The 11,825-nt window shown below is 67.5% G+C and carries 13 protein-coding genes; 10 read left to right on the top strand and 3 right to left on the bottom strand.

Annotated elements, in window-relative coordinates:
• The first annotated feature begins 45 nt into the window (after nt 1–45).
• Nucleotides 46–948: a pyridoxal 5'-phosphate synthase lyase subunit PdxS gene (gene pdxS / locus ACFWU2_RS10415; protein ID WP_378604922.1), complete on the top strand. Its 903-nt coding sequence runs from the start codon at nt 46–48 to the stop codon at nt 946–948.
• 70 nt (nt 949–1,018) lie between these two features.
• Here pdxS and ACFWU2_RS10410 read toward each other — a convergent pair whose 3' ends face one another.
• The 3 genes from ACFWU2_RS10410 to ACFWU2_RS10400 all read right to left on the bottom strand — a co-directional run bounded on the left by ACFWU2_RS10410 (nt 1,019) and on the right by ACFWU2_RS10400 (nt 3,395).
• Nucleotides 1,019–1,219 (bottom strand): hypothetical protein, encoded by a 201-nt coding sequence (locus tag ACFWU2_RS10410; RefSeq protein ID WP_378604919.1) that lies wholly within the window; start codon nt 1,217–1,219, stop codon nt 1,019–1,021.
• Between the two features lie 62 nt (nt 1,220–1,281).
• The gene (locus tag ACFWU2_RS10405; protein WP_378604916.1) at nt 1,282–2,577 is read right to left on the bottom strand and encodes a SpoIIE family protein phosphatase; all 1,296 of its coding nucleotides are present in this window, start codon (nt 2,575–2,577) and stop codon (nt 1,282–1,284) included.
• Nucleotides 2,574–3,395: an alpha/beta fold hydrolase gene (locus ACFWU2_RS10400; protein WP_378604913.1), complete on the bottom strand. Its 822-nt coding sequence runs from the start codon at nt 3,393–3,395 to the stop codon at nt 2,574–2,576. Before ACFWU2_RS10400 ends, ACFWU2_RS10405 begins: the two co-directional genes overlap by 4 nt.
• Before the next feature lie 143 nt (nt 3,396–3,538).
• Here ACFWU2_RS10400 and ACFWU2_RS10395 point away from each other — a divergent pair, with 143 nt between their 5' ends.
• From ACFWU2_RS10395 to secF, 9 genes are all read left to right on the top strand, one after another.
• On the top strand, nt 3,539–4,357 hold the full coding sequence (locus ACFWU2_RS10395; RefSeq protein WP_378604910.1) for an acyl-CoA thioesterase: 819 nt from the start codon (nt 3,539–3,541) through the stop codon (nt 4,355–4,357).
• 29 nt (nt 4,358–4,386) lie between these two features.
• Entirely contained in the window at nt 4,387–5,007 is a 621-nt protein-coding gene (pdxT, locus tag ACFWU2_RS10390; RefSeq protein WP_378604907.1) for a pyridoxal 5'-phosphate synthase glutaminase subunit PdxT, read from the top strand.
• A 62-nt stretch (nt 5,008–5,069) separates the two neighbouring features.
• Nucleotides 5,070–5,822: a YebC/PmpR family DNA-binding transcriptional regulator gene (locus ACFWU2_RS10385; protein WP_378604904.1), complete on the top strand. Its 753-nt coding sequence runs from the start codon at nt 5,070–5,072 to the stop codon at nt 5,820–5,822.
• 103 nt (nt 5,823–5,925) lie between these two features.
• Nucleotides 5,926–6,504: a crossover junction endodeoxyribonuclease RuvC gene (gene ruvC, locus ACFWU2_RS10380; protein WP_378604901.1), complete on the top strand. Its 579-nt coding sequence runs from the start codon at nt 5,926–5,928 to the stop codon at nt 6,502–6,504.
• A complete protein-coding gene (ruvA, locus tag ACFWU2_RS10375; RefSeq protein WP_378604898.1) occupies nt 6,501–7,100 on the top strand; it encodes a Holliday junction branch migration protein RuvA in 600 nt (199 codons plus the stop codon). The genes ruvC and ruvA overlap by 4 nt, the downstream gene beginning before the upstream one ends.
• Complete coding sequence (gene ruvB, locus ACFWU2_RS10370) at nt 7,097–8,224, top strand: Holliday junction branch migration DNA helicase RuvB (protein WP_378604895.1); 1,128 nt, start codon at nt 7,097–7,099, stop codon at nt 8,222–8,224. Before ruvA ends, ruvB begins: the two co-directional genes overlap by 4 nt.
• Before the next feature lie 141 nt (nt 8,225–8,365).
• Nucleotides 8,366–8,698 (top strand): preprotein translocase subunit YajC, encoded by a 333-nt coding sequence (yajC, locus tag ACFWU2_RS10365; protein WP_378604892.1) that lies wholly within the window; start codon nt 8,366–8,368, stop codon nt 8,696–8,698.
• Nucleotides 8,699–8,831: 133 nt separating this feature from the next.
• Nucleotides 8,832–10,631 (top strand): protein translocase subunit SecD, encoded by a 1,800-nt coding sequence (secD, locus tag ACFWU2_RS10360; protein WP_378604889.1) that lies wholly within the window; start codon nt 8,832–8,834, stop codon nt 10,629–10,631.
• A 2-nt stretch (nt 10,632–10,633) separates the two neighbouring features.
• Nucleotides 10,634–11,824, top strand: coding sequence for a protein translocase subunit SecF (gene secF, locus ACFWU2_RS10355; RefSeq protein WP_378604886.1), 1,191 nt, complete (start codon nt 10,634–10,636; stop codon nt 11,822–11,824).
• The last annotated feature ends 1 nt before the right edge of the window (nt 11,825 follow it).

Here is an 11,825-nt window from a genome sequence, read left to right as displayed (position 1 = left end):
TCGTGCTGCGGCGTTTCCGTGTCGACCTCTTCCAGGAGTCCTGCTGTGAGCACCCCAGAATCCACGTCCGTCACCGGCACCGCCCGCGTCAAGCGCGGCATGGCCGAGATGCTCAAGGGCGGGGTGATCATGGACGTGGTCACACCCGATCAGGCCAAGATCGCCGAGGACGCCGGCGCAGTCGCAGTCATGGCTCTCGAGCGGGTCCCGGCCGACATCCGCGCGCAGGGGGGTGTCTCCCGCATGAGCGACCCCGACATGATCGACGGCATCATCGAGGCCGTATCCATCCCGGTGATGGCCAAGGCGCGTATCGGTCATTTCGTGGAGGCGCAGATCCTGCAGTCCCTCGGCGTCGACTACATCGACGAGTCGGAGGTGCTCACCCCCGCCGACTACGCGCACCACATCGACAAGTTCGCGTTCACGGTGCCGTTCGTGTGCGGCGCCACCAACCTCGGTGAGGCGCTGCGACGGATCAACGAGGGTGCTGCCATGATCCGGTCGAAGGGCGAGGCCGGAACCGGTGACGTGTCCAACGCGACCACCCACATGCGGCGGATCCGGCAGGACATCCGGCGACTGGGTTCGCTTCCCGAAGACGAACTCTTCGTTGCCGCAAAAGAACTTCAGGCACCCTACGACCTCGTCGTGGAGGTTGCGAAGGCCGGTAGGCTGCCGGTCACCTTGTTCACCGCCGGTGGCATCGCGACCCCCGCCGATGCGGCCATGATGATGCAACTCGGAGCGGAAGGTGTCTTCGTCGGTTCCGGTATTTTCAAGTCCGGAAATCCGGCGCAGCGTGCAGCTGCGATCGTCAAGGCCACCACCTTCCACGACGACCCCGATGTCCTGGCGAAGGTGTCCCGGGGCCTCGGTGAGGCCATGGTGGGAATCAACGTCGACGAGATCCCGGAGCCCCACCGCCTGGCAGAGCGCGGCTGGTGAGCGTGTTCTCTCGGTGACCCCACAGAGCAGCGCACCCGGTATTTTTCCGGGTGCGCCGCTTGCCGTCGGACTATCTGGAGTAATCACGCAGGGTGAACACGAACCCGACGGCGATGACGACGACGGCGAGAATGTAGACGACGATCCGGAGCCACACCGGCCCGTAGAAACTCACCGCGATCGCGGCCGCGAGTGCGGCGATGATCATCAGCACGCCGTAGAGCGGCGTGCGCTGAGGGTCTTCCCGGCGATGGTGCCCCGTGTCGGCCATGGGTGCATTCTGCTCGCTCGGTGAGGGTGTTGGCAGCGGAACCGGCCGACCGGTCCACATTGTCAGCCGGACGACGGAAGCCGGCGGGGTGCGTGGATCGCCGTGACCGCGACGTCGTCCTGGACGCCGGATCCGAGAACGCCGAGGAGTTGCCGCACCGCGGCGACGGTGTCCGTGGCGGTCGCGGGCGTCGTTGCCCTGGCGAACTCGAGCAGCGACTCCTCGCCGTATCGGTCCTGAACGGTGTCGGCGATACGCGCCTCGGTCACCCCGTCGGTGTAGAGGAGCAGCGTGTCGCCGGGATCGAGCCGGATCTGCGCGGTGACGAAACGCGGATCGGCGAGCAATCCGATCGGGTGCCCTCCCACGGTGGGGAGATAGTCGGCCGTGCCGTCCGCTCGCATCAGCACGGCCGGCGGGTGGCCGCCGGTCGCGAGGGAGATCAGGAAACTCCCCGCGCGGGTGTCGGGGGTGATGGTGCCGAACACGATGGTGCAGAAAGGCGCCCGGGGCTCACCGTCGCGGGATTCACGCGCCCGTTCCTCGAGGAACGCGGTGTTGAGCGCGCCGAGTACCGCGACCGGGTCGGCATCGTGCACCGCCGCGGCCCGCAGCGTGTACCGGACCATCGACGTCGCCACCGCCGCGCGGGCACCCTTGCCGCACACGTCACCCAGATACAGGCCCCATGAATCGGTGCCGAGCGGGAACAGGTCGTAGAAATCGCCACCGACCTCGTCCGGGGACGCGATGTGGTAGTGAGCGGCGACGTCGAGTCCGGGAACCTCGGGCAGGGTCGGCGGCAGCAGAGTGGACTGCAACACCGCGGTGATGCGCTGAAGCCGTTCGCGTTCCTTCTCGGCTTCGCGCCGCGCGCGGAGCAGTTCGATCTCGTAGGCGCGTCGTTCCCTCGCGTCGAACAGCGTGGTCCGGATGAGGACCGGCCGCCCTGCAGCGTCCCGCTCGAGGTTCGAGGTGACCAGAACGGGAAGCCTGGACCCGTTCGCCGCCGTCAACTCCAATGCGATTCCGCCGATTTCGCCGTGGAGCAGGAGAAGCGGCGCGAAATGCGTCTCGTGGTAGATGCGTCCACCCACGGACAGCAGATCGGAGAAGTACCGCCGTCCCACGAGGTCCTCGCGCGGATAGCCGAGCCAGCCCAGGAGCGTCGTGTTGATCTTCACGATGCGCCCGTCGGGAAGGGTCGTCATGTAGCCGCAGGGGGCGTTCTCGTACAGGCTTTCCGCGCTTTCCTGGAGGCTTTGCCCGAGAGCTGCGGTGCCCGGTTCGTCGTCCGGGTGTGCGCCCGGCAGGTCGCGTGGCGCGGGCCGGTCCTCGGGATGGAACGGGGTCGTCATCCGATCCGTGACACGAACTCGGCGATCGCGGCGGCCGTTTCGTCCGGCGCGCTGAGCTGTGGGCAGTGGCCTGTCGCATCCAGTGTCACGAGTTCGCTGCCGGGGATGGCCGCATGGACGAAAGCGCCCACTTCCGGTGGTGCGATGGCGTCGCGTGAGCATTGCGCGACGAGCGTGGGCACCGAGACCGCTGCAAGATCGTCGCGGTTGTCCGACAGGAAGGTCACGCGCGCGAAGACACGGGCGATGTCGGGGTCGGTGCGGCAGAAGAGATCGGTGAGTTCGTCGCCGAGTACCGGGCGCTCCGGGTTTCCCATGATGACCGGGGCCATCGCACCCGACCAGCCCAGGTAGTTCGCTTCCAGTGCCTCGAGAAGTTCGTCGATGTCCTCGGCGCTGAACCCGCCGCGGTATCCGGTGGCCGGGTCGTCGATGAAGCACGGCGACGGCACGAGGAGAACCAGCCCGCTGAACGCGTCCGGATCCTGCGCCGCGGCGAGGACCCCCATCATCGCGCTCACGGAATGACCAACGAAGACAACAGGTCCCAGCCCGAGATCGCGGCACACCTCGAGCGCGTCCTCGGCGTAGCTGTCGAGAGTCGAGTACCGCGACGCGCTCCATGCGGACAGATCCGAGCGGCCGGCCCCGACGTGGTCGAATCGCACGACGGTGAAGTCCTGTTCCAGCGTGGGAACCACGAGACGCCACAGACTCTGATCACAGCCGAAACCGTGTGCCAGCACGATCACCGGGGCGCCTCGGCGTCCGCTCACGGTGACGTGGTTCCTGCTCGGTGTCCGCACGTGGTTCCCCATGTCCACCCTCCCTTGCGGGAAAGAGTGCCACAAATCGGGCCTTTGCGGAGAGTGTGTGCTCCTCGACCTGGGGAGGAGCACCTGTGTGTCCGTTCCTGCCTGCCGCTAGCCTTCAACGGGTACGGAGCAGAGAAGGGGCCCATATGGCGAAGATCGAAGACATCCTGGCGCTGGAACAGATCGAGAACGACATCTTCCGAGGTATCGCGACCGAGACGTTGCTGCAGCGGACATTCGGCGGTCAGGTGGCCGGGCAGTCCCTCGTGTCCGCCGTGCGCACCGTCGATCCGGACTTCGGCGTGCACTCGCTCCACGGTTACTTTCTGCGTCCGGGAAATCCGGACAAAAGCATCGTCTACCAGGTCGAGCGGATCCGCGACGGACGCTCGTTCGCCACCCGGCGGGTGACCGCCGTACAGGACGGCAAGGCGATCTTCACGATGTCGGCGTCGTTCCATATCGAGGACCACGGCATCGAGCACCAGGATGTGATGCCCGCCGTGCCGATGCCCGACGAGTTGACCGACGCAATGGATTCGCCCGACCCCGAATACCGGTGGGTGCACCGGGAGTGGTCGGAATGGGAGTTCCGGTTCGTACCGCAGGATCGCATCGTGCGCCGCGACGGCTCGGCCTCCCAGCAGCAGTTGTGGTTCCGTTCGCGCCTGCCGCTGCCGGACGACCCGGTTCTCCATGTGTGCACGCTCGCCTACATGAGCGATATGACGCTGCTGGGTTCGTCGATGGTCATCCACCGCGACGAGGACATCCAGGGCGCCTCGCTCGACCACGCCATGTGGTTCATGCGCCCGTTCCGCGCCGACGACTGGCTGCTCTACGATCAGACCTCTCCGGCCGCGGGATTCGGGCGCGCACTGACCCAGGGCAGAATCTTCGACAGCCGTGGACAATTCGTCGCCGCCGTCGTGCAGGAGGGTCTCAGCCGCACGCCGCGGCCGTAGGCGGCTTCCCCGGGAGAAGGTACGAATACATGACCACGACGCCGACCATCGGGGTGCTCGCACTGCAAGGCGACGTGCGGGAGCATCGCGCAGCACTCGAGTCCGCCGGTGCCCGCACGATCGCGCTTCGCCGCGAAAGTGAACTCGACGCCGTCGACGGGGTCGTGATCCCGGGCGGGGAGTCCACCACGATGAGCCGGTTGCTGCGCGTGTTCGATCTGCTCGACCCGTTGCGATCCCGGCTCGGGGCGGGGATGCCCGCATACGGTTCGTGTGCCGGGATGATCCTGCTCGCCTCCGAGGTTCTCGACACGCGACCGGACGCCGAGCACCTCGACGCGCTCGACATCACCGTGCGGCGCAATGCGTTCGGGCGGCAGGTCGATTCGTTCGAGGAGGACCTCGACGTGAAGGGCGTCGAGGGTGGCCCGGTCCGGGCGGTGTTCATCCGGGCCCCGTGGGTCGAGAGGACAGGGCCGGACGTCGACGTCCTCGCCACCGTGCCCACCGGACCTGCTGCGGGTCGTGTCGTGGCGGTGCGGCAGGGCGCGGTGTTCGCGACCTCGTTCCACCCGGAGGTGGGTGGTGATCTGCGGGTGCACCGACTCTTCGTCGACGCGGTGCGCGTACAGGCGCGATCCGGCAGGTAGAATCGGCTCTCCGAACAGTCGGTAGTGATCCGACGTACCTCGCCGGAAGGGGCTCCAAGCGAATGAGCGGCCACTCCAAATGGGCCACCACCAAGCACAAGAAGGCGGTCATCGACGCCAAGCGCGGGAAGATGTTCGCGAAACTCATCAAGAACATCGAGGTGGCAGCCCGGACGGGTGGTGGTGACCCCGCCGGAAACCCGACGCTGTTCGACGCCATCCAGAAGGCGAAGAAGAGTTCGGTCCCGAACGACAACATCGAGCGGGCCCGTAAGCGCGGCGGCGGCGAAGAAGCCGGTGGCGCCGACTGGCAGACCATCATGTACGAGGGCTACGGCCCCAACGGTGTCGCGGTGCTCATCGAGTGTCTGACCGACAACCGCAACCGCGCCGCGGGCGAGGTCCGTACCGCCATGACCCGCAACGGCGGGAACATGGCCGATCCCGGTTCGGTGGCGTACCTGTTCACCCGCAAGGGCGTCGTCGTGCTCGACAAGGGCGAGCGCTCGGAGGACGAGATCCTCGAGGTCGTGCTCGAAGCAGGCGCCGAGGAGATCAACGATCTGGGCGACCAGTTCGAGGTGGTCTCCGAAGCCGGCGACCTCATCGCGGTACGCACCGCGCTGGTGGACGCGGGCGTCGATTACGACTCGGCCGATCCCGATTTCCGGGCATCCGTCGAGGTCCCCGTGGATGCGGAAGGCGCGCGCAAGGTCTTCAAGCTGGTCGACGCGCTGGAAGACTGTGACGACGTGCAGAACGTGTACACCAACGTCGATGTCTCCGACGAGGTCCTCGCCGAACTCGAAGACTGACCCCGTGACGTCCGCCGGCCGATCGCGTGTCGGACCGGCGGGCGGCGGACCCGTTCCGATAGGCTATCGAACAATTGTTCGTAGTGCGTAAGGGGTATGACGGGTGCGTGTGATGGGTGTCGACCCGGGGCTGACGCGATGCGGCTTCGGGGTCGTGGACACGGGCCGGGGCCGGGAGGTCACCGCTGTGGCCGTCGATGTCGTCCGGACGCCCACCGATCTCGACCTTGCGACACGACTGCTGCAGATCTCCGATGCGGCAGAGACCTGGCTCGACCGGTACCGGCCCGAGGTCGTCGCGGTCGAACGAGTTTTCTCGCAGAACAACGTCCGTACCGCGATGGGAACGGCGCAGGCCGGGGGAGTGGTCGCACTGTCCGCCGCGCGACGCGGCATACCCGTCATGTTCCACACCCCCAGCCAGGTGAAGTCGGCGGTCACCGGCAACGGCGGAGCAGACAAGAAGCAGGTGACCGCAATGGTCACCCGCATCCTCGGGCTGGCGCAGGCACCGAAACCCGCCGACGCCGCCGATGCTCTCGCCCTGGCGATCTGCCATTGCTGGCGGGCGCCGATGATGGCGCGCATGGCCGCGGCGGAAGCCGCTGCGGCAGAACAGAAACGACGTTACGAGGCACGGTTGCGGGAGCAGGCCGCAGCCCGGAAGGCAGGAACACGGTGATCTCCTCCGTCCGCGGCGAGGTCCTCGAGATCGCACTCGACCACGTCGTCATCGAATCGGCGGGGCTGGGCTACCGCGTCAACGCGACCCCGGCAACCCTGGCGACCATGCGACGCGGCGAACACGCCCGGCTCATGACGGCGATGATCGTCCGCGAGGACTCGATGACCCTGTTCGGGTTCGCCGATCCCGATGCCCGCGATCTGTTCGGGCTCCTGTTGACCGTCTCCGGCGTCGGCCCCCGGCTCGCGATGGCGACGCTCGCCGTCCTCGAACCGGACGCGCTGCGGGCGGCGCTGTCCGACGGCAACACCGCCGCCCTCACCCGGGTTCCGGGAATCGGCAAGCGTGGCGCCGAACGGATGATCGTGGAACTGCGCGACAAGGTCGCCGCGTTCGGCGGCAACGGCGCGGTTCCGCTGTCGGCGGTGCCGGCCTCGCCGATGCGTGAGCAGGTCGTCGAGGCGCTCGTGGGGCTCGGTTTCCCGCTCAAGCAGGCGGAGCAGTCCACCGACACGGTGCTGGCCGATGCCCCGGACGCCGACACGTCCACCGCGCTGCGGGCGGCACTGTCGTTGTTGGGTAAGTCCCGGTGACCGGCGACGATCTGCCCGAGGAGGGCGGTTCGTACGACGATCCGCAAGACTCTCCGGTAACGGCCGCGTTCACCGCGCCCGACGCAGACATCGAAACGAGCTTGCGTCCGAAGAGCCTCGACGACTTCATCGGTCAGCCCAGAGTGCGCGAGCAACTCCAGCTCGTGCTGCGCGGCGCGACCATGCGCGGCGGCACACCCGATCACATCCTTCTCTCCGGTCCTCCCGGGCTGGGCAAGACATCCATGGCGATGATCATCGCCGCCGAGTTGGGAGCGTCGCTGCGCCTGACGTCCGGGCCGGCTCTCGAGCGCGCGGGCGACCTCGCGGCGATGTTGTCGAACCTCGTCGAGGGCGACGTCCTGTTCATCGACGAGATCCACCGGATCGCGCGCCCGGCCGAGGAGATGCTCTACCTCGCCATGGAGGATTTCCGGGTCGACGTGGTCGTGGGGAAGGGGCCGGGAGCAACCTCCATACCCCTGGAGGTCGCGCCGTTCACGCTCGTCGGTGCCACCACCCGCTCCGGTGCTCTCACCGGTCCGTTGCGCGACCGGTTCGGATTCACCGCCCACATGGATTTCTACGAACCCGCGGAGTTGCAGCTCATCCTGCGGCGTTCGGCGACGATCCTGGGTATCGACCTGCACGACGACGCGAGCGCCGAGATCGCCGGACGCTCGCGCGGCACGCCGCGCATCGCCAACCGTCTGCTGCGCCGGGTGCGCGACTACGCCGAAGTCCGGGCCGACGGTGTCGTGACACGCGAGATCGCCCGCGCGGCGCTCGAGGTGTACGACGTCGATCCGATCGGCCTCGATCGCCTCGACCGTGCGGTGCTCGGCGCCCTGGTGCGCAGCTTCGGTGGTGGGCCGGTCGGCGTCTCCACGCTGGCGGTGGCGGTCGGCGAGGAGCCGGGAACCGTCGAGGAGGTCTGCGAGCCGTTCCTCGTGCGTGCCGGAATGATCGCCCGCACGCCACGTGGTCGCGTCGCGACGCAGGCGGCCTGGCTACAGCTCGGACTGACTCCGCCCCCCGAGGCGGCCACGGGCGGCATCGAGGTGCGCGCACGGGAGCCGCAGTTCGATCGGTCCGGTGAGGGCCCGGGACCACCCGGGGTCTAGTACCCGTCCGCGTGGTCGTAGGGTCTGCGGCGAGGTAATGGCACACTGGTTTATTGCATCGGTCCGTGGAGGCCGATTCCGACGTCGAGCCGGCCACGCTGCCGCCACGACACTGGCTACAACCGAGGACTGACTTCAACGATGGAACTGCTATTCCCGCTCCTGATTCTCGCCTTGCTCGTCCCGACCTTCCTGGGCGTACGGCGTCAGAAGAAGGAAATGGCCAAGGTAGCGGAGTTGCAGGACTCGCTGCGCATCGGCGACCGCGTGATGACGACGGCAGGCATGCACGCCACGGTGGTCTCGCTCGCCGAGGACACGGTCGAACTCGAGATCGCGCCGGGCGTCGTGACCACATGGTCGCGTCTGGTCGTCCGTGAGCGCGTCGAGCCCGCGCACAACTCCGCAGACGACGGCGGCACCGTGTCGCTGGGCAAGGACGATCCGTCCGAAGGGCGTCCCACCGAGCACTGACGCCGACGCTGCGGCGCACCGAGACATTGTGTCGGCGCCGATGCGGCTGCGTGGCCGCCCCGCGCGCGTAGTGCGCCTCTGAGGGCTGCTCATCTCCGATTCCACTCACTCGTATCGAGGAGACACACACACCGTGGCACCTTCCAATGGATCGGTGCATCCCGCGCGTTCGCTCGCCCTGTTCGGGGTGATCCTGGTAGCGCTGTATGCATTGGTCTTCTTCACCGGGGACAAGTCGCCGGCTCCCAAGCTCGGCATCGATCTGCAGGGCGGCACCCGGGTGACGCTCACCGCGCGCACCCCGGACGGCAGCAGCCCGAGCGCCGACAGCTTGCGGCAGGCTCAGCAGATCATCGAAACCCGCGTCAACGGACTCGGTGTATCGGGCTCGGAGGTGGTCGTCGACGGCGACAACCTGGTGATCACGGTGCCCGGCGACGACAGCTCGCAGGCGAAGACCCTCGGACAGACGGCGCGGCTCTATATCCGTCCCGTGCTCGGAGGACCGATCGCAAGCTCCAACTCGGCGGCTGAGCAGCCTGTCGAGGAGGACGGCCCCGCCGACGGCGCCCCGGCCCCGGAATCGGAGACGGACGCTCCGGCAGAAGCTCCGCCGGCGGAGGAGGGTCAGGCACCCGCCACGGACGGCGCGGAGCCGCAGGGCCGTCCGTTCCCGGCACAGAACCCGACGGACGCGCCGGTCGAACCTGGCGAGTCTGCGGACACACCTGCGCCCGCGACAGAAGCTCCCGCCACAGAAGCTCCCGCCACGGACGCTCCCGCCGAGTCCCCGGCATCCGACGCGGTTCCCGGCAGCCCGCAGGCAGAAGCCGCCGACCAGATCGCTGCGGCCCGAGCCCTCCGTCAGAGTTCCGACCCTGCTGTCCAGCAGGAGGCGGCTCTCTCGCTCGACTGTTCGGCTGCCGACCCGCTCGCGGGCAACGACGATCCGGCACTGCCGCTCGTGGCCTGCTCGACGGACGACACCTCCGTGTACCTGCTCGGCCCGAGCATCATCGACGGACAGCAGATCGCCGACGCGTCCTCGGGATTCAACTCGCAGCAGTCCCGCTACGAGGTCAGCTTGACCTTCGACACCGAGGGCAGCAACACGTGGGCGCAGTTCACCGCCGCCAACATCGGCAAGCAGGCTGCCTTCACCCTCGACTCGCAGGTGGTCAGCGCTCCGGTCATCCAGGGCGCGACGCCCGCGGGTAGTGCCACCTCGATCACCGGCAACTTCACCAACACTCAGGCGAGCGAACTCGCGAACACGCTCAAGTACGGTTCGTTGCCGCTGTCCTTCGTCGCATCGGAAGCCGAGACCGTCTCGGCCACCCTCGGGTTCGCTTCTCTCGAAGCGGGTCTGATCGCGGGTGCCGTCGGACTGGTCCTGGTGTTCCTGTTCTGCCTGGTCTACTACCGGATGCTCGGTGTCCTCACCGCGCTCTCGCTCATCCTGTCCGGGCTCGCGGTCTACGCGGTGATGGTGCTCCTCGGCCGGTACATCGGATTCACGCTCGACCTCGCCGGAATCGCGGGCCTGATCATCGGTATCGGCATGACCGCGGACTCGTTCGTGGTCTTCTTCGAACGCATCAAGGACGAGATCCGTGAAGGCCGGAGCTTCCGCTCGGCAGTGCCGCGCGGCTGGGCACGTGCCCGTCGCACCATCCTGTCCGGCAACGCGGTCAGCTTCATCGCCGCCGCGGTGCTGTACGTTCTCGCGGTCGGACAGGTTCGCGGGTTCGCCTTCACCCTGGGTCTGACCACGATCCTGGACGTCGTGGTGGTCTTCCTCGTGACCTGGCCGCTCGTGCACCTGGCATCGCGGTCGAAGTTCTGGTCCAAGCCGAGCGTGAACGGTCTGGGCGCAATTCAGCAGGTGGCGCACGAGCGCCAGCTCGCTGCGGTAGCGGCGAAGGAGGCGTGACCATGACCGACACGACAACAGCGGAACGACCCACCACGCGTCGCGGAACACTTGCCGGGCTCTACACCGGTACCGGTGCCTTCGAGATCGTCGGGCAGCGCAAACGCTGGTACATCGTGACCGCGGTGATCGTGCTGCTCGCGTTGCTGAGCATGCTTGTGCGCGGCTTCACGTGGGGCATCGACTTCGAAGGCGGCACCCGCATCCAGATGCCGGTCGTCGCCGATGTGACCACCGAGAACGTCGAGACCGTCTTCAGCGACACGCTCGGTTTCGAGCCGGATTCGGTCCAGACGGTCGGCGCCGGATCGGGCGCCACCATCCAGATCCGCTCGGACACCCTCGACCAAGGACAGGTCGCCGCCGTGCAGTCGGCACTGTTCGAGGAGTTCCAGCCGGCCGGTGCCGACGGGCAGCCCTCGATCAACGCGATCAGCGTCGCGGATGTGAGCGAGACGTGGGGCAGTCAGATCACCGAGAAGGCACTCATCGCCTTGGTGGTGTTCCTGGTCATCGTCAGCGTGTACATCGCGGTGCGGTACGAACGCGACATGGCGGTCGCGGCGATCGCGGCCCTGTTCTTCGACATAATCGTCACCGCGGGTGTGTACTCGCTCGTCGGTTTCGAGGTCACGCCCGCGACCGTCATCGGCCTGCTGACCATCCTCGGTTTCTCCCTTTACGACACGGTGGTGGTGTTCGACAAGGTCGAGGAGAACACCCGGGGCATCCTGCACCTGCATCGGCGGACGTACGCCGAGCAGGCGAACCTCGCCGTGAACCAGACCCTGATGCGGTCGATCAACACGACCGTGATCTCGGTGCTGCCCGTCATCGCCCTGATGGTCGTGGCGGTGTGGCTGCTCGGGGTCGGCACTCTCAAGGATCTGGCGCTCATCCAGCTCGTGGGCATCATCGTCGGCGCGTTCTCGTCGATCTTCTTCGCCACCCCGCTGCTCGTTACCCTGAAGGAATGGCGCGGACCGATCGCCAAGCACACCCGCAAGGTACTGGCCAAGCGCGAAGAGGCAGCGGCGCGCGCCGCAGCCGCCGGAAGCGGCGAAGTCCCCGACACCGCACGGACTTCGGTCGCCACGCCTGCAGCTCCTCCGGCCGCCCGCTACGCTCCCGTTCAGCGAGCCCCCAGGCCCGGGGCCCGGCCGACCGGAAAGCGCGCCAAGAGAAAGTCCTGAT

The sequence above is a fragment of the Rhodococcus sp. NPDC058639 genome (genome assembly GCF_042717545.1).
In the GTDB taxonomy this organism is placed as follows: Bacteria; Actinomycetota; Actinomycetes; order Mycobacteriales; family Mycobacteriaceae; genus Rhodococcus.
The sequence above is the reverse complement of the archived record's forward strand: the minus strand, read 5'-3'. Positions and strand labels throughout refer to the sequence as shown.